Origin of the sequence: Nocardiopsis sp. B62 (assembly GCF_018070675.1) — a bacterium.
In the GTDB taxonomy this organism is placed as follows: Bacteria; Actinomycetota; Actinomycetes; order Streptosporangiales; family Streptosporangiaceae; genus Nocardiopsis; species Nocardiopsis prasina.
The window spans coordinates 67684-84684 of the sequence record NZ_JAGPXK010000018.1; the positions used below are offsets into that span (position 1 = coordinate 67684).

Here is a 17001-nt window from a genome sequence, read left to right on the forward strand (position 1 = left end):
ATCTTGAAGTTGAACCAGAACAAAAATCGAATTTTCCTATACTTCGCTTCTTCTCTCATTGGATCCCTTTGCGTGTACTTTATTCTCACTGCTTTGGATTCGGAGTATGGAGCCGATCCAAGAATCCTCGCAGTCGTGACTTTTTTGCTGCTGACTGCGGCCGCCCCCTTCGTCTTGCGAAATAAGCGCAATTGATATAAATGCAGGACTGCGAGAGGCCGAGAAGTCCTCGAGTCAAAAATCTTGAATGACTCCCTGGCTCAGTGCACAGAGGGACGCAATCGGCAGTCAGTAGATCCTTCGTGGCACGCGCAGCCAGGCCACCGGTGTTGATCAGAGCCGCAAGAAGAAGTGCGGTGGTTACGGTGTGCCACCGCGCCCCGGTTAAGGCGCCCACGGGGGCGAGTTCGTCTATTCGGGAGCAAAGGTCGAAGCGGTCCAAGTGAACTCCCAGGGGCTTGGAGCCACCGAGCGGACGGGGGCAGGAGGGCTGTTTCTACGACACCTCCGACCACCAACTGTCCAACACCGCTCTCGGGGTCATCAACATCGCCTCCGAGGGCGAGCGCACCAGCTTCGTCCGCGATCCCAACGGCCAACTCATTTCCATGGTGGCCTGGGACGGCGATGAGCGCTTCCACTACACCCTGGACCACCAGAACACCGTCCTCGCCTGACAGCTGAGGGTTCCGAAACCGACGCCCCGGACGCGGTGTATCGGTACAGCCCCTACGGCGAGCAGTCCTCTGACACTCTGGACGGAACCCGGGCCGGAGAGCTGAACCCATTTGGCTACACCGGCGCCTACCAGTTCCAGGACGGGACCGTGCACCTGTCCCACCGCTTCTACGACACCTTCACCCCCCGCTCATCAATGAGGAGAGCGGGGCCAAGTACCTGAACCATCCCACTGCTTCTACGTCGTCTTGGTGCTGACGGCTGAGGGCTCCGAGGTCGGTGCTCCGGATGCGGCTTACGGGTACAACCCTTATGAGGAGTAGTCCTCTGGCATCCTGGAAGACGCCCGGGCGGGGAGCTGAATCCGTTCGTCCACGCCGGTGCTTACCAGTTTCGGATCCGGTCAGTGCACCTGTTCCAATGTTTCCATGACACCTTCACGCTCAGCCTCACTCAACCGTCCTCCTTCTGGCGCACCACATCCACGCGTCCTGTAATCCTGCTAACGACATCGAACCCACCGGACCACAGACCTACGGCGTGTTCTGTTCGGAAACATCATCGCAGGGTTCGCCGTCGGTGGAATGGTTGGTGTTTGATGGGGTGGTGTTTCAGGTGTTACCGGTGGATCTCCATTCTTGGATCCGTGGGCACGTTTGTGGGTTGGGTTGGTGGTGCGAGTACGGTTATGCTTTAAGGAGTAATCATCGGCGGTGCGGCTGGTGTGCTGATCAATCTCAATGAACGATGCAGTGCGCTGAATGATAAATCGACCTTGGTCGTGCTCTTTGGTCTGCTTTCTGCTTCATTGTGGACGCTGCTGATGCACCTGATTATGTGGATCGGGTTCGTGATCTATCGCCTGGTTGGTGTGCTGGTCCAGTTTCCTTGGTGTCAGACAGATTCTGAAGCGACGATTGCAGCGCGATGAAGGCCCCTCTCGGTGCCCAGGGTCCTTCCGTACTACCTGAGGGCCGCTGAAGAATGCGACTCGGGACTCTTCACCGCAGGCCTTGGAACTGCGACTTTGCAACCACCCCTGACATGCGAGGCCAGGACATCGACGATCGCTCACCTCTCACCCGGCATCCCGAGGGGTTTCGAGAGTGGGTCGGGGGCATGCGATGATCATGTCTCGTGGCTCGGAGAGTTCTGACAGACGCTCAGCGGGCGGGCCGGAGTCGTTGCTTCGAAGGGCGTCGAGCGGCCTGTTCCGCAGCAGCGCGAGGTACCTGTCCCCGCGTCTTCGAGAGGTCCGAGTCGGCGCGAAGGAGCTGATCAACCGGGACGCCTCGGTGGACTCCATCGCCCGCACCCACCAACACACGTCCGGTGCTCCCAGCCGTGGTAAAGGCACTGGCCGTTACCCCGGGATGCGCAGGAACACGCGGTACTCGTCGACGTCGTCGATGCGCAGCAGCACCATGATGTAGATGACGCGGCCACTGTAGAGCGGCGCCCCACCGGCGCGAAGGTCGGCTTTGAGGAGCTACCGAAGATGTTCCAGGGTCGGGTGCGGTACGTGCCCACGGTGAAGGACGCGATGGTGTGCGGGGCCGTCTACCCTCGGCGGTCCCTGGTTCTGGTCGCGGGGGTGCCCGGGGCCGGGAAGAGCACCCTGTTGCGGCGGTTGTTCGGTCTGCGCGGGGATGAGAAACGGACCGTGCTCACCGCGGACGGTGTCCGAGTGATCGACTCGCTGCAGTCGAGGTACCAGCTGAGACCGCTGCTCGGCCGGGTCCCCTACCCACTGTGGCGCTGGGTGGTGCATGTACTACACCTGTTGCAGGTGGCCGCGGCGCTACGCGGAGGCCCGGTGGTGGTGCACGAGTGCGGGACCCGGCGCCCGGTCCGCTTGCTGATCGCCCTGCTCTGCCGACTCTGCCGGTACGAGATGCACGTGCTGATGATCGATGCCACCCCGCAGGAGGCCCGGAGCGGGCAGAACGCCAGGGGCCGGCGGGTGACCGAGCGCAGCCACCGGATGCATTCGCGGCGCTGGCGGCGACTGCGCGCGGCCACCCGGAACGGGCCGACGGCGTTCGCGCCGGGCGCGCGTAGTCTGCTCGCACTCGACCGGCGCCGGGCACTGGAGTTGGCCTGGATCCGTTTCGGTCCCAGCGCGAACACCCGTGGTCCCCTGCACACCGAGGAGTCGCCCTCTACTCACATTGAACGATGTCCGATACCCGGTGACACCGGCCGCCACGGCGGTACGGCGTCCCATGAGGTGTGCGAGGGAACGGGTTGACGCCTCGGAGGCTGGCGGTGGCACGTTGGATCCGCGCACATCCCAGGAAGGCGCTTGGCGGAAAGGGCGCCGCCTGCTCGGTGGAGAAGTGGGCGGAGCCTGGGAACAGGATCTCCGCCTCGGGCTCCACCGGCCCCCAGGGCCCTCGCACATTGCGTCGGAGAAGAACGCGACCTGGTCCGTCTGGTCGCTGACGACCTGCGTCCCTGGCATCTCTTAGAAGCCGCTGGGGTTGAGGCACTCCTGTGTCCGTTCGCCAGCACGGTGCCGTTGGCGGCGTGGGCGGGTGTGCTGGGGGTGGGCGGCGGCGGCGGAGAAGCCGTGATCCCTATCTGATCGGACCCGCTCTTCGCGAGTATTTCGGCCTTTTGGGGGGCAGAAGTGACGCACCGTGGTTGCCGGTGCGTCCCCCACCGAGTCGACCGGCCCACGACTGCCACGAACCGTCTTCAGAGAGGACCCCGACCGGTGCCCTACCCGCATTCCCCCGATTCCCCTCACCGCAACGCACCGGGCGCGGCCCCGGACGCGGTTCGCCCCGGGTGGGTCGAACTCGCCGTGGGGCTGGCGGTGATGGCGCTCATCGCGTTCGGATTGGCACCGCTGCTGAGCCAGTTGGGCATGAGCGGTCCCACCGCCGGAATCGTCGGCGGTGTGGTCAGTGGTGGCGGCGGGTTGGTCGCCTTCGCCGCGGCCGCGATGGTGCGCGTGCGCTCCTGGTCCGCCTTCGGCGTACGCTCCACCGCCGCGCGCTGGCTGGTGATCGGCGCCGCCGCGGGGCTCGTCGCGTTCGTGGCCAGGGCCCTGACCGTGTATCTGGTCACCCTGGTCGTCGACCTGGAGACCGACACCCAGGCGAGCTACGCAGCCGGGGCCGGCGCCGGACTGGTGTCCCTGGCTCTGACAATGCTCACCCTGGCCGTGCTCACTCCCATCGGGGAGGAGTTCCTGTTCCGCGGGGTGGTGACCAGCGTGCTGTTGCGTTACGGCGCCCTGATCGGTGTTGTGGGCAGTGCCGTGGTGTTCGCGCTCATGCACGGCATCAACGAAGTCCTGCCCGCAGCTCTGATCGTCGGGCTGATCGCCGCCGAGCTCTACCGCCGCAGCGGATCCATCTGGCCCGGGGTCATCATGCACATGGTCTACAACGCCATCAGCCTGGGGCTCCTGGCCCTGGCCGCGACGACGATGTGAGCTGTGCACCACGGTCGCTGTCCCCGATGAGTGCCCGTTGATCCAGGCCCGGGACCAGCGGTGACCTCGGCCCCATGGCCGCTCCCCGGCTCGAACGCGGAGCCCGCGTCCCCGAGCAGTTCACGCCCGGGGACGCGCCCTCACTCAGGCGCGCGGCGTCAGGGGCGGTGGGCTCCAGCGGTCGGCCCGGTTGGTCTGGGAGGTGACACCGTACTCGTCCTTGAGCTGCTCGGGGATGGCGTACTGCATGACCCGGCCACGGGTGAGGGAGCTGAGTTCGAAGTGGGTGGTGATGTGGCCGAGCCGGTCCAGGGCCCACTCTCCCAGCGGGGAGCGGTCCTCGATGCGCTCGAAGATGCCGAGCAGGGCGGGAGAGAGCTTGACGGCCGTGTCCCAGCCGGTGCGCGGCACCTGGAGCCAGTCGGCGCAGGTGTCGCCGATGAGGTAGCGGATGAGAGCGGCGACCACGGGATCGAGGAGGGTTCCCGGGACCACCTCCTCATAGAGATCGATGAGCTGGCGGGTCAGCCGCGCCCCTTCTTCGGAGGGGCCCATGTACCTGGTCATGTACAGGTCGGAGAACTCTCGGGCCTTCTCCAGATCGGTGGGGGCGTGGTCGGGGCTGATTCCGAGCATCTCGCCGACGACGCGCCAGACGTAGAAGTAGGACTCCGCGCCGTCGACCGACATGTGGATGCCCAGGCGGTGCAGCGCGTCCAGCACCTGGATGGAGAACATCATCTGGCCGCCGATCATGTCCTCCTGACAGATCGGCGTGCCGAGCGCAGCCACGTCCCAACGGCCCTCACGGCGCATGTGGTAGCGGATGGAGGCGTGCAGCAGCCGTACCTTCTGGACCGCGGGGACGAACCGGCTCCCCGCCTCGAAGGCGTCTGGCCGCATCAGGTAGACGGTGAACTGCCCGGTCTCGGCCATGCGCCGTGAGGGGTACTCCAGCGCGTGGGTGGAGCTGAGCAGCTTGGCCACGTGCGGGATGACATAGCAGGCGGGCATCGCCGAGAAGGCCAGGGCAGTGGATATGTGCACGTTGTTGTCTATGAAGAACGACCGTGCCTTCTCCATCTCACCCCAGTCGATCCAGGTCGGCGGTGCGGAGGTGGCGTGCAGGTACTCACGGGCGACGTCGGGGAGGCCGTCGGGCAGGTCCTGACCGGCAGTGGAGAAGTAGCGCATGAGCGTGTTGAACTTGCCGACCTCCCCGCGTTCGAACAGTTCCTGCACCGTCGCGTCGGCGAGTTCGTCCCCGAGGAGCCTCAGCGCGTCCATGGACTGTGGTGTGTAGGTCATGGCGTTCCTTCGGTCAGTAACGGCGGGACGCGACCGAGACCACCATGTGGGACAGGGCGGCGGCGGCTTCGTCCGGTAGGTCCGCGTGGGCGAGAACAGCGGTCGCGGCCTGGACGCGCTGGACGATCATCCCCTCGACACGGTCGAGCGCCCCGGTGCGTCGCGCGATCGCTTGCACTCGCGACAGGCCCTCGCCGTCCAGGCCCCGTCTGCCGAGCAAGCCGCGCAGCTCCCGTCGTTCGGCCGCGGTGGCGGCCGACCAGGTCTCGGCGAGCAGGACAGTCGGCCGGTTGCCCCGGACGTCGTCCAGGTTCGACTTTCCGGTGAGTTCTGGATCTCCGAAGAGCCCCAGCAGGTCGTCGCGCAGCTGGAACGCCTCGCCGAGGGGCAGCCCGTAGGAGGTGAAGGCCTCCATCAGGGTGCCCGGTGCTCCGGCCATCGCGCCGCCGATGCGCAGGGGGTGTTCGACCGTGTACTTGGCGGTCTTGTAGCGGATCACCTGCAGGGATCTGCCCGTGTCGGGCGGGGAACCGGTCCGGAGGATCTCCAGGCACTCCCCGGCGATCAGTTCCCTGGTCATGACCGCCCACAGCTCGCGAGCGCGGGACAGATAGGCCGCGGGCAGGCCGCAGTTGAGGAACAGCTGGGCGGCCCACGACATCAGCAGGTCCCCGGTCAGCAGGGCCAGGGCCCGGCCTCCCGCATGCGGCCGCGCCCGACCGGTGAACGCGGCGCGCAGCGCCACATGGGAGCTCGGTACGCCGTGGCGCATCGGGCTCTCGTCGATCAGGTCGTCGTGGATGACGGCCGCGGCGTGCACCAGCTCCATCGCTGTGGCGGCCCTGATCAGAGCATCGCTGTCCGGTTGCCCGGCCGCGCGCCATCCCCAGTAACAGAACGCGGCGCGCAGACGCTTGCCGCTGGCGACCGCCACGGCCAACTGCTCGGCCACCGGCCACAGGTCGGCGTCGATGGCGAGGAGCCGATCCGTCTCCTGCCGAGCGAACTCCTGCAACGCGGTGTCCACCCGGGAGCGGAGCAGAAACTGCTCGTTGATCTCAGACATCGCCGTGCCCGGGCCGGGACGCGGCCCGCCGGGCAAGCAGCTCCAAATGGGACTCGGACGCGGGGGCGTACCGTTGCAATGCGAGCCGACCCCTCTGCCTCAGTTCCTCCCGGCCGTCCTGTGACAGCTCCACCAGGTCCGACCGGCCCAGCAGCGCTCTCGCCTTCTTCAGTGCCGCTCCGACACCGCTGCACGCCAGGTCGGCCACCCCGGCCGCGATCAGCACCGGTTCGCCCACGTGGTCGGCCCTCGCACCGTCACCGGTGTGCGCCACAGCATCCTGCTTTCAGTCGACATGAGAAGGACCGAGGCGGAAGAACGGACAAATGCCCCGGCGGTTTCTGTCCCGGCCATTCTCGTATCCATTCAGGGTCCTTGCATGTCAAGCATCTTGGGTCATTGCCTCTTTTGTCAATGCGATGCTGCGACCTGGTCCGGTTTGGTGCTTTTGGCAGGGATGACCGAGTGTGAAAGAATTGGACAATTCGAATTAAAGGGGTTTTCGGGGTGGAGAAGTCGGGTCACCCATTCCGTCGGAAGGTCCTGGCACGGTGGCCGACGAACAGCATGCCTGTGAGTTCCTCTCGTGGAGGTGGTGAACCACCGGGGCTGCATACCTCGCCCGAGGCCCCGCCCGCCCGGGTCGCAGAGACTCCACAGGTCCTCGTCAGCGAGTACCTGTGTCGTCCTGGCACTGTCGTCCACCGGCGGGGCCGCCATGCCCAGGGCCCACGCGGGGAGCACGTCTCTCCTCGACCAGCCACGCGCGGGGGCTCCCGGACCCGGGCGTCGCGGCGGGTGGCCGCGGGCTCCGCCCGGGTCAGCGGCGGTCGCGCTCGTCCACGTAGTACTTGACGATGTCGCAGGAGTACTGCATCTCGTCCACCAACCGCTGCGCCTCGATGAGCAGCACTCCGTAGGGCTGTGTCAGGTCGTCGAAGGGCGGCGGGTCCTCCTGCCGGGGGATGAGGGTGAGAGCTTCGACCCGTTCACGCGCTTCGCCCGCCAGTTCGCACAGTCGGACGGCTTGTTCGCTCAGCCGGTCCTCATCCAGGTCCGACAGGGTGCGGGTGATCTGCCCCACGGAACCGATCACCTCGCCAAAGCGTGACATGAACTCCCGGTGCGCCGTCTGGCGGTCGTCGTCGGCCCACAGGTGCAGCGCGCGAGCCATCGACCCCACCTGGGCGGCCACCCGACCGAGCGCCTCCACCAGCTGTTCGTACCCCTCGAAGGTCGCGTGCTTGCGGTGCCTGGCCACCAACCTGGAGGGGTTGAACAGAAGGGACTCCCATGCCGTCCGGATCGAGGCCCGGGCCTGTTCCACCTCGGACTCCAGGGCCTCGGCGCGTCGGCGCCACGCCTCGGACCGGCTCTCGTCCAGGTCCCCCTCAGTCAGGCTGCGGGCCACGTCGCCGAGCAGGTCGCACATGGAGTGCGAGAGGGAACCGATGGTCCACTCCACGCTGCGGTGCCGCATCGGGGGGAAGAGCACCAGGTTGGTCACGGTGCCGAGTCCGCACCCGATCGCCACCAGGAGGACGATCTCACCCAGCGCCATGAGCCGTCCGTCGAATCCGGACGAGGTGAGGAACACGGAGAAGGCGAAGAACGCGGCGGTGGGCACCTGCGTGCCCTGCTCGCCGAGGAAGCGCCACCGGGCGATCACCAGGGTGAGCAGCGTGACCAGGGCGAAGGTGAGTACGTCCGGGCCCGCCGTGAAGGCGAGGAACGCCTGCACGGCGATGCCCAGGAGGACAGCGCCGATGTAGCGGAGCGACTGCACCGCAGACCGGTAGACGGTGACCTGCATCATCATGACGGCGGTGAAGGGAGCGAAGGCGGGGGCCTCGGCCGCCAGGACGTCATGGGCGATGTACCAGGAGAGGGTGGCCGCCAGGGCGCTCTTGAGGATGCCGAGGACGAGGTTCTGTTCGTGGCTGCCCGAACGCCGGGCACGCGTGAGCCAGGCGCCGGTGGCCCGGCGTCGCCGGGACAGTGACGGGGAGACGGACATGGTTCGGAGCTGATTCCTTCCCACACGAGACGGACGGCGCGGACGCGCGGACAGCTATTACCCGTGTCGCGCGCCGTCACGCATCCGCTTCCCATCGGAACGGGGTGTGACTCAGCACGTCCACGTCCCGCCGCATGTCACGGTCGGAATCGGTTCAACGAGCTTTCCTGCATCCCGGGTCGACTCCCGAGCCGGGCCCCGTGGGCTGTGGTCCCACTCTTCGTTCGGGGATGGCCGCTGACCACTGGTCACCATCCCAGGAACATGCGGGGGACGATGTGGACGAGGGAGAGGGCCTCGTAGACGGCACCGATGATCAGCAGTCCCAGCGCGGGCAGGCTCAGCCAGCCGAACAGTTGGAGTCCGCGCAGGTATCCCCGTCGGCGGTCGGGCGCGCCGACCGTCGCCGGACGCAGCCAGGCCATGGCGAAGACGTACGAGCCGAGAGCGAGAAGAATGTAGGCCTGGAACTCGATGACCATCGTCAGGGAGTGCGGAACCAACAACGTCGCCATGGTCTCGTCGACCGGGGCCAGGACCAGACCGCTCTCGAACGTCTTGTACAGGAGGAGGGCGACCCCGGCGAAGGGGACGACCAGTGAGGGCAGCAGGATCAGCTTCAGGGAGACCGTCAGCACGTTGACCGCGAGGATGGTCAGGGCGAACAACCACACGTTGCTGAGCAGCGACGCCACCAGGTCCGCCGTCCCGTCCTCCTCCAGGCCGGTGACCAGCGACGCGGTCAGGTCGGGGAAGAGCACTCCCAGCACCAGCCCGACCAGGAGCACCCCGTAGACGAGGGCGTTGAGCACGAGGTAGGCGCGCAGGTTTGATCGGATGATGCGGAAGGGTTCACGCAGGCGTCGCATGGGGTCTGTCTCCTTGATGGCGAGTACGGGTTGGTTCCGACCGGGAGGGGCGCTGGCGATCGGTCGTTCGGGTGTGGTCAGCCCTGACCGTCCAGTGCCCGACTCCAGCGCAGTCGCGTCGCGCGTTCCACGCTGGCGGTGGACGCGCAGAGCCCGAGCACGCTGTTGAGCCACAGCGGAAGGTTCACGGGCGAGGTGAGGGTTCCCCAGCGTTCGGCCACCGGAGGCACCTGGGAGAGGGCCTCCACAATCTGCGGAACCACCAGGAGAACGGGGATGACCAGCATCACCAGCGACACCACGCGGATGCACCGGCTCAGCCCCGGACGCTCACGTTCCATCCGGGACCGACGCCCCTCCGCCGATCGAGGGTCGGGGGAGAGGCGTCGCTCGACGCCCTCTTCGCCGACGTAATGGCAGCGCCTGAGCCCGTAGCTCGTGGCCTCCACCTCGATCGTCCCTCCGGGCACGGTGAACACGGCGGGGAGCGTGGAGTCCAGGTGGTGTCTGCCGTTGAGGTACAGGTGGGCCCTGCCCTCGCCGTTCTCCGTGAGCAGCCGTTGCCAATAGGGGACGTCGACGCTGTAGACCGCCTGTCGCCCCCGGTGGTCGGTGAGCTCGAGGTGGTGCAGCGCGCGGGAGAGGGGTTGCCAGGCACGGTAGGGCTTCAGGGAACGCCCGTTCCCGCCCCTGACCCGCCGCGCGGCCGCGCGCTTCCTCCGGTCCTTGATCACTGCGTGTCCCGTCTCGTCGCTCGAAGGTGCTCGGGGCCGTTCCCGACCCGTTCCGCTCCTTCGTGAAGGCCGTGTGCGTTCGGACGCGAGCCCTCTTCCGGTCGGTGCTGGCACCCATTGCAGACCCTGCCCTCGGGGCAGAGTCAAGCCCGGAGAGGACTGTTGACCCTGCCCCAGGGGCAGGGTGTTGACTGGGGTCGCGGTGCGGGACCACCCGCGTCGACTGAGTGGAAGGTGGTCACACGTGGCGTGGAGTACCCAGCAGATCGCCGATCTGGCCGGGACGACGGTCAAGGCCGTCCGGTACTACCACCAGATCGGGCTGCTGGACCTGCCCGAACGGGCGGCGAACGGATACAAGCAGTACGAGGTCGCGCACCTGGTTCGGCTGCTGCAGATCAGGCGGCTCAGCGACCTGGGTGTTCCGCTGTCCGAGGTCGCGACTCTGGAACGGGCCGACGACGACCCGGACGAGGCCATCCGCGTCCTGGACAGGGAACTGGAGGCGACGGTCAACCGGCTCAACCGGGTGCGTGAGGAGCTGGCCGTCATCCTCCGCCACCGTGCGCCCGCGTACGTGCCGCCCGAGTTCGCGCCGATCTCCGGTGACCTCTCCGAACGGCAGCGGTCCCTGTTGATGGTCTTCTCCTCCGTCCTCAGCAAGGAGTCCGTCGAGCGGTTCCGCGAGTTGATCAGCGAGCCCGAGGAGACGGACGAGGAGTTCGAGGCCCTGCCAGCGGACGCGGACCAGGCCGTGATCGACGCTCTCGCCGAGCGCATACTGCCGGTCGTGCTGCGGGGGCGTGAGGAGAACCCGTGGTCGCGGGCCCCGGCGGCGGACGCGCCGGGGGGTGAGCTGCATGCCACGCGGACCATGGCCGAGGCGGTGACGCAGTTGTACAACCCCGCCCAGCTGCGCGTGCTCAAGCGCCTGAACGAGCTCCTCACGGAGAGGGCCTCAGGCACGCACGACGACGGGCCGTGACGGCGAGGTGCGGCAGTCGGCCCACCGGCCGGGTTCGCTTACTTCGGCCCTCGCCGAGACCGGGAACTCCATGACCGGGCGCGGAGCGGGCGCTCCGCGCGGGGGTCGGTGCGACGCCTCGTCACCGCCGTTCGGCCCCGGCCCCGCGCAGGTGGCGGATCCACGTCACCGCGACACCGCAGACGACCGCCGCGGACCCCGCGAGGATCACCGAGGACAGTATCCACTCGCGTGAGCCGTCCGGACCGTGGACCCGGTTCCCGGCGCCCACGTCGACAACCCGGATCTCCTCGCCCTCCCGGCAGGTCCCGCGTCCGGCGGCGTGGAGTTGGACGCCGCGTGCCTCGCCGCCCGAGTCCGGCGTGTAGGTGCCGTTGCAGGTGCACGACTCGTGCCCGGGGTGCTGGACACAGCTGAGACTGGACACCGTGAACACCCCCGGCGCTCCTTCGCCCCGCGCAGCCCTCAGGCTCTGGTCGAGCCCGGCGAAGCCCACGTAGGCCACACCGGCGACCAGGAGCAGCAGAACGAGGGAGAACGGGAGCGAGGGCGCCTGACGGGGCTGCACCTCTCCGGGGGATCCGTCCCCGGGGCGCGCCGCCGTTCCGCCGGGGCGCGCGGGGAGGCCCATCACGTCGTGGCCGACACCGTCCTGGTTCATCGCGCTCACACCCTGGTCCGTTCGTCGTCGTTGTCCTGGCCAGTGGTCCGCGTCGCGGTGACGCCGTCCTCCGGCTCCGCGCCGCCACGGGCGATCCGGAGGGCGAGCACCGCCGCGACCGCGCACAGCGCCGCTGCCATGAGCCACACCGGGCCGTAGCCCCCGGTCACGTCACGCGTGAAACCGCCGAAGACCGCCATGGAGCCCGCGCCGACCTGGTGGATGGCGTTCACCCACCCGAAGACGATCGCGCCGTCCGCGCCGAACACCCGGCGGCAGAGCAGGATGGTCGGGGGCACGGTCGCCACGTCCAGCAGGCCGAAGACCACGACGAAGGCGACGAGCGCGGATCCGGCGTTCGGACCGAACAGCGCGGGCAGCCCGGCCAGGAGGACGGCCCGGCCGAGGTAGTAGGCGACCAGCAGGCCGCGCGGGTCGAAACGGTCGGTGAGCCAGCCGGAGACGATGGTGCCGACCAGGGAGAACACGCCGATGGCCGAGACCAGCCCCGCCGCGACGGTCACCGCCATCCCGTGGTCCTGTGCGGCGGGCACGAAGTGGGTCCACATGATGCCGTTGGTGGTGGCTCCGCACACCGCGAACGTCCCGGCGAGGAGCCAGAACTGTCGGCTGCGCACGGAGTCGCGCAGGACCCGGATGGTTCGGCGGGCCGCGCCCTGCTCCGTCCGTGGTTTGGCGACGAAGGACGCGGCACCGTAGGGCCTGTGTCCCACGTCCGCAGGATGGTCACGCAGGATCAGGGCGACGAGGAGCATCATCACGAACGCGGTGAGGGCCAGCGTCACGATGGCCGGACGCCACCCCTGCTGCTCGATGATCCACGCGAGCGCGGGCAGGAAGACCAGCTGCCCGAAGGCACTGGCTCCGGTCAGCGCGCCGATGACCAGGCCCCGGCGCTCGACGAACCAGTTGTTGGCGATGGTGGCGGCGAAGGTCATCGCGAGTGATCCGGTGCCCGCGCCGACGAGGAACCCCCAGTAGAGGGTCAGCTGCCAGGAGTCCGTGATCACCGTGGTCAGCCCCGCTCCCGCGATGACGGTCGCCAGGGCGACCAGGGCGATCCGGCGGATGCCGAACCGGTCCATCAGCGCCGCCGCGAAGGGGGCGATGAGGCCGTAGACGATCATGTTGACCGAGGCGGCGAGACCGATCGAGCCGCGCGACCAGTCGTACTCGGTGTGCAGGGGGTCCATGAGGAGTCCCGGCATCGCGGCGAAGGCCGCCGCGGCGACGATGGTCGCGCCCGCGACGAGCGCGATCAGCCAGGCTCGGTGGACCAGTGCGGGCGTTCGCCCGTCGTTGGACGCGCTCGTCCCGGTGCTCTTGGAGAGGCCTGTCGAAGTCATGTGTCCAGACTCCTGCGCGGGGCCTCCTCCGGACAGTGTCCCGAAAGCCAACATGTGCAAGAATCCGGCCATGACGGTTTTCGCCAGTCCGGATCGCCACCGTGTCGCCGTGCTCGCCCGCCACGGCCTGCTGCCCATCGAGGCGGGGATCGTCCACCGGCTGTTCGGTCGGGCCTGCGGGACCGACGGCCGACCCCTGTACGAGGTCGTGACCTGTGCCGTGGAACCGGGCGTGATCACCACCGACACCGACTTCTCCCTGAACGTCCGCCACGGCCCCGAGGTCCTCGACGAGGCGCAGACGGTCATCCTGCCCGCGGCGCAGGAGGACTACCTGGAACGCCCGCACGACCCGATCTCCCCGGCCCTGGCGGCGGCGGTCAACCGCATCCCCGAGCACGCGCGGGTGGCCTCGATCTGCACGGGCGCCTTCGTGCTCGCCGCGCTCGGGCTCCTGGAGGGCTGTCGGGTCACCACGCACTGGAAGTCGGCCGGGTTCTTCCGCGCGATGTATCCGCACATCGACCTCGACCCCGACGTGCTGTACACGGACAACGGGCGCGTGCTGACCGCTGCCGGGGTCGCCTCCGGGATCGACCTCAGCCTGCACATGATCCGCACGGACCACGGTGCCGCCATCGCCAACGAGGTCGCTCGGAACACGGTGGTGCCGCCGCACCGCGACGGTGGGCAGGCCCAGTACATCCGCAGCCCCGTGCCCGCCCCCGCACGCTCCGCGACCTCCCGGGCCCGGTCCTGGGCGCTGGAGCACCTCCACCTCCAACCGAGCCTGAGTGACATGGCCGGTCAGGAGGCGATGAGCGTGCGCACGTTCACGCGCCGTTTCAGGGACGAGGTGGGTTACTCACCGGGTCAGTGGCTCGCCCAACAGCGGCTCGACCGCGCCAGGCAGCTCCTGGAGGAGTCGGACCTGTCAGTGGACCGGATCGCGCGCGTGGCCGGGTTCGGTACCTCGGCGTCGCTGCGTCAGCACATGCACGCGGGGCTCGGGGTCTCTCCCAGCGCCTACCGCCGTACCTTCCAGGGGACGGGCGCACCGTCTCCTGACTCCGGCTGACACGTTCGTCCCCGTCTATCGCAGCCGAGGTCCGCCAGAGGCGGGAGGACCACTTCCCCGTGTCCGCGTGAGAACGGAACCTAGCTGAAGGCGGCGGAGCGGTCGTCGACCCCGGATCCGCGCGGCCCCGGACGCTTCCCGTGGCCGTTCCGTGCTGGGAGCTCCCCGCCCCGTGAAGGGATGACGCCGCGGAGGCTGCTCGCGACCCCGGGGACGGGGGGTGTGTCGAGGTCAGGCTCAGGAGCCGAAGCCGCGGATCCGGTGTTGCATGACCCGGTAGGGCCAGTCGTGGTCGGTGTTCCACTGGCTGACGGTCAGGTGCAGGTCGTCCAGCGTGGACCCGGGGATGATGTATCCGCCATAGAGCTGGGCCACATGCGAGTCGTCCTCCTCACCCCAGGCCCCGCCGTGGATGAGCGTGCGGCGGTGAGCCGTGTACAGGTTCGCCGTGGGGGTGTCCGCGATGATGCCGTCGATGCGGTAGTCGCCAGCGTTGAACCAGGTCAGCACCCATCTACCTTCGAGAGGGCGCAGGCACATCTCGCCGAAGGCACCATCGAGGACGGGGGTGGGCGGCAGCCCCCAGTCCCAGACCCCGTCGCGGTACCCCCAGGGTTCGTAGGCGCCGGGATCGGCGATGGCGGACGAGGGGACCCGGTGCAGGATGATCGGCCGACTACGGGTGAAGGCCGTGGAGTACACGTACACGTATCCGTCGTCGCCCTCGGCCCAGGTGAGCAGCTGGAACAGGCCGTCGTGCAGGTCGGCGTCGAAGTGCGCGCCGGTGTGCACCCAGGTGGCTCCGGAGTCGTCCGAACGCCAGATCTCCGTCCAGACCACGTTGCCCAGACCCTTGTTGACCATCGCGTGCAGGTACATGGTGTCGCCGATGGTGATCACGTCCGAGGGCAGGACGGTGGTGAAGACCGGGTTGTCGTGGTCGTAGTCCCACAACTGCTCCGCGGCCTCCCCTCCCACCGCACCGGACCACTCCACCCCGGCCTCGAGATCGGTGGTCGTGGAGTACAGGGCGGTGGGGGAACGCCACCAGCCGCCGCCGACCACGGCGTCCTCGAAGCTGTCGCCGAAGACGAACAGCGTGCGTCCGTCCGGAGTGCGCACAGGTATGCCCAGGTCGGTGGCTTCCATGCGAAAGCGTGTGGTCAGTCCGGGGCCGGTGAGGTCACCGACCTTGGTGACCTCGAGGCCCTCCCGGGGCGCGGGGCCCGCCGCGGCCGTGGAGGGGGACGTACCGAGCAGGAACCCGGAGCCGAGCAGGACCCCCGCGGAGCCGCGCAGGAACGTGGACCGGTCGATCCGCGGGGGATGAGCCGCGTGGGAGTGGGGGAGCCGAGGGGAGTGGGGGTCGATCAAGATCGCTCCTACGTGGTCGCCGAAGGCTCAGGATCAACAGGCCGACCCCGGTTGTCAACCACCCCTGGGAGGCGGGCGCACCCCGGGCCACAGGCCCATGTAGGAAACGAACTCAGTTCCAGCATTGAGTGACGAAAATTGTCGGATCCGTTATGACAACCCCCCGTGTGCCCGAGGGAGCGCTCTGTTTCACTGAGGCGGCGGCCACGAGGGTGGCCGCCTCGCACGAGCCGTCGTCCCGGTCCACCCCTTCGAACCGGGACCGGGACGCGACGACTCGCACGAGCGCCCCCGTCTTCCCCTGGAGCCGACTTGAGTCCGAATCCCCCGAGCCGACGCAGCCTCCTCAAGAGCGTCGGCGGACTTTCCCTTGGTCTGGCCGTGACCTCCGGCGGCGTCTTCGCGGCGACCTCCTCGGCCCACGCGGACCCGGTCGCCCGGAACCTGCCCGCACCGAACCACGCCGGACTCCGTCTCGTCGCACACAACGAGGACGACCCCCGCATGTGGTACTACCGCTTCGAGACCGACGAGATCGGGTGGAATCCCGCCGTCAACGTCCTCGTGCCGCACGGCTACCGGGACAACGGCCGCACCTACCCGGTCCTCTACCTGTTCCACGGAGGCGGCCCCGGCCAGGACTTCATCAGCTGGGACAGGGCAGGCATCCGCCAGCTCTCCGAGGACAAGCAGATCATCATCGTGATGCCCGACGGTGGGCCCTGCGGGTGGTACAGCAATCCCGTCACCACCAACGTCGGTCCCCGCAACTGGGAGACCTTCCACATCAACCAGGTCCTGCCCTGGATCGACGCGAACTTCCGCACGCACGCGGAGTTCGACGGCCGCGCCGTCGCGGGCTTCTCGATGGGCGGATTCGGCGCGCTCAAGTACGCCGCCAAGTACTACGGTCACTTCGCCTCCGTGAGCTCCTACTCGGGGCCCGCCAGCATGCGACGCGATCTCGGGCTCGTCACCCACTGGGCGAACTTCACCTCCGGAGCCTTCGAGCTCGGCGGCGGCACGGTCTACGGCGTGCCGTGGAACGAGGCCAGGGTGAGCGCCGACAACGCCGTGGAGAACGTCGAGCGCTACCGCGGCAAGCGTGTCTTCATGGTCGCCGGGGACAGCCCTGACCCCTTCGACCTCTTCGACCGGATGAACGAGGAACAGGTGCTGGCCGGTCAGCGCGAGTTCCGCGCCCTGCTGGACGGCGCCGGCATCCCGCACGAGTCGCACGAGGCCGGGGGCGGCCACTTCATCCGCCCGGACCTGGTGCGCGCCGACCTCGACGGCATGATCGGACGCCTGCGCACAGCCGGATAGCCGGCCCTCGGGCGCACCGGTCGGAGCCGCTGTGTGGTTCCGACCGGTGCGCCCGTTGGCGGTCCTGCCCAGGGCCCCCGCCCGACCGCCGCG

The 17001-nt window shown here is 68.3% G+C and carries 16 protein-coding genes; 7 read left to right on the plus strand and 9 right to left on the minus strand.

The window, feature by feature from the left end; translation table 11 throughout:
• The first annotated feature begins 458 nt into the window (after positions 1–458).
• The 4 genes from KBX21_RS26690 to KBX21_RS27150 all read left to right on the plus strand — a co-directional run bounded on the left by KBX21_RS26690 (position 459) and on the right by KBX21_RS27150 (position 4123).
• Positions 459–677: a hypothetical protein gene (locus KBX21_RS26690; RefSeq protein ID WP_247665966.1), complete on the plus strand. Its 219-nt coding sequence runs from the start codon at positions 459–461 to the stop codon at positions 675–677.
• Positions 678–1402: 725 nt separating this feature from the next.
• Positions 1403–1609: a hypothetical protein gene (locus tag KBX21_RS18665; RefSeq protein WP_210842680.1), complete on the plus strand. Its 207-nt coding sequence runs from the start codon at positions 1403–1405 to the stop codon at positions 1607–1609.
• A gap of 567 nt (positions 1610–2176) precedes the next feature.
• A complete protein-coding gene (locus KBX21_RS18670) occupies positions 2177–2929 on the plus strand; it encodes an ATP-binding protein (RefSeq protein WP_247665967.1) in 753 nt (250 codons plus the stop codon).
• A 468-nt stretch (positions 2930–3397) separates the two neighbouring features.
• A complete protein-coding gene (locus tag KBX21_RS27150) occupies positions 3398–4123 on the plus strand; it encodes a type II CAAX endopeptidase family protein (RefSeq protein ID WP_307869234.1) in 726 nt (241 codons plus the stop codon).
• Positions 4124–4267: 144 nt separating this feature from the next.
• Here the strand turns inward: KBX21_RS27150 and KBX21_RS18680 are convergent, their stop codons facing one another.
• The 6 genes from KBX21_RS18680 to KBX21_RS18705 all read right to left on the minus strand — a co-directional run bounded on the left by KBX21_RS18680 (position 4268) and on the right by KBX21_RS18705 (position 10117).
• The gene (locus tag KBX21_RS18680; protein ID WP_210842681.1) at positions 4268–5431 is read right to left on the minus strand and encodes an oxygenase MpaB family protein; all 1164 of its coding nucleotides are present in this window, start codon (positions 5429–5431) and stop codon (positions 4268–4270) included.
• Positions 5432–5444: 13 nt separating this feature from the next.
• Positions 5445–6497: a polyprenyl synthetase family protein gene (locus KBX21_RS18685; protein ID WP_210842682.1), complete on the minus strand. Its 1053-nt coding sequence runs from the start codon at positions 6495–6497 to the stop codon at positions 5445–5447.
• Entirely contained in the window at positions 6490–6771 is a 282-nt protein-coding gene (locus KBX21_RS18690) for a hypothetical protein (protein ID WP_210842683.1), read from the minus strand. The genes KBX21_RS18685 and KBX21_RS18690 overlap by 8 nt, the downstream gene beginning before the upstream one ends.
• 546 nt (positions 6772–7317) lie before the next feature.
• Positions 7318–8514 carry an aromatic acid exporter family protein gene (locus KBX21_RS18695; RefSeq protein ID WP_210842684.1) on the minus strand — a complete coding sequence of 399 codons (1197 nt, stop codon included), beginning with the start codon at positions 8512–8514 and terminating at the stop codon, positions 7318–7320.
• A gap of 248 nt (positions 8515–8762) precedes the next feature.
• On the minus strand, positions 8763–9383 hold the full coding sequence (locus tag KBX21_RS18700) for a stage II sporulation protein M (RefSeq protein WP_210842685.1): 621 nt from the start codon (positions 9381–9383) through the stop codon (positions 8763–8765).
• Positions 9384–9460: 77 nt separating this feature from the next.
• Positions 9461–10117: a hypothetical protein gene (locus KBX21_RS18705; protein ID WP_210842686.1), complete on the minus strand. Its 657-nt coding sequence runs from the start codon at positions 10115–10117 to the stop codon at positions 9461–9463.
• Positions 10118–10361: 244 nt separating this feature from the next.
• On the opposite strand from KBX21_RS18705, the gene KBX21_RS18710 reads away from it, so the two are divergent.
• Positions 10362–11102 (plus strand): MerR family transcriptional regulator, encoded by a 741-nt coding sequence (locus tag KBX21_RS18710; protein WP_210842687.1) that lies wholly within the window; start codon positions 10362–10364, stop codon positions 11100–11102.
• A 121-nt stretch (positions 11103–11223) separates the two neighbouring features.
• On the opposite strand, the gene KBX21_RS18715 is transcribed toward KBX21_RS18710, so the two are convergent.
• Positions 11224–11763 carry a hypothetical protein gene (locus KBX21_RS18715; RefSeq protein ID WP_247665984.1) on the minus strand — a complete coding sequence of 180 codons (540 nt, stop codon included), beginning with the start codon at positions 11761–11763 and terminating at the stop codon, positions 11224–11226.
• 5 nt (positions 11764–11768) lie between these two features.
• Positions 11769–13130, minus strand: a complete 1362-nt coding sequence (locus KBX21_RS18720) for an MFS transporter (protein ID WP_210842688.1) — start codon at positions 13128–13130, stop codon at positions 11769–11771.
• A gap of 70 nt (positions 13131–13200) precedes the next feature.
• On the opposite strand from KBX21_RS18720, the gene KBX21_RS18725 reads away from it, so the two are divergent.
• Positions 13201–14208, plus strand: a complete 1008-nt coding sequence (locus KBX21_RS18725; RefSeq protein WP_210842689.1) for a GlxA family transcriptional regulator — start codon at positions 13201–13203, stop codon at positions 14206–14208.
• Positions 14209–14445: 237 nt separating this feature from the next.
• Here KBX21_RS18725 and KBX21_RS18730 read toward each other — a convergent pair whose 3' ends face one another.
• Entirely contained in the window at positions 14446–15582 is a 1137-nt protein-coding gene (locus KBX21_RS18730; protein WP_210842690.1) for a DUF4185 domain-containing protein, read from the minus strand.
• A gap of 312 nt (positions 15583–15894) precedes the next feature.
• Between KBX21_RS18730 and KBX21_RS18735 the strand changes: the two genes are divergently transcribed.
• Positions 15895–16908, plus strand: a complete 1014-nt coding sequence (locus KBX21_RS18735; protein ID WP_210842691.1) for an alpha/beta hydrolase family protein — start codon at positions 15895–15897, stop codon at positions 16906–16908.
• The last annotated feature ends 93 nt before the right edge of the window (positions 16909–17001 follow it).

Coding starts and splice junctions, on each gene's coding strand:
- KBX21_RS18670 (WP_247665967.1), top strand. CDS start 2,177: ATGTTCCAGGGTCGGGTGCGGTACGTGCCCACGGTGAAGGACGCGATG.
- KBX21_RS18715 (WP_247665984.1), bottom strand. CDS start 11,763: ATGAACCAGGACGGTGTCGGCCACGACGTGATGGGCCTCCCCGCGCGC.
- KBX21_RS18725 (WP_210842689.1), top strand. CDS start 13,201: ATGACGGTTTTCGCCAGTCCGGATCGCCACCGTGTCGCCGTGCTCGCC.
- KBX21_RS18720 (WP_210842688.1), bottom strand. CDS start 13,130: ATGACTTCGACAGGCCTCTCCAAGAGCACCGGGACGAGCGCGTCCAAC.
- KBX21_RS18700 (WP_210842685.1), bottom strand. CDS start 9,383: ATGCGACGCCTGCGTGAACCCTTCCGCATCATCCGATCAAACCTGCGC.
- KBX21_RS18695 (WP_210842684.1), bottom strand. CDS start 8,514: ATGTCCGTCTCCCCGTCACTGTCCCGGCGACGCCGGGCCACCGGCGCC.
- KBX21_RS18685 (WP_210842682.1), bottom strand. CDS start 6,497: ATGTCTGAGATCAACGAGCAGTTTCTGCTCCGCTCCCGGGTGGACACC.
- KBX21_RS18680 (WP_210842681.1), bottom strand. CDS start 5,431: ATGACCTACACACCACAGTCCATGGACGCGCTGAGGCTCCTCGGGGAC.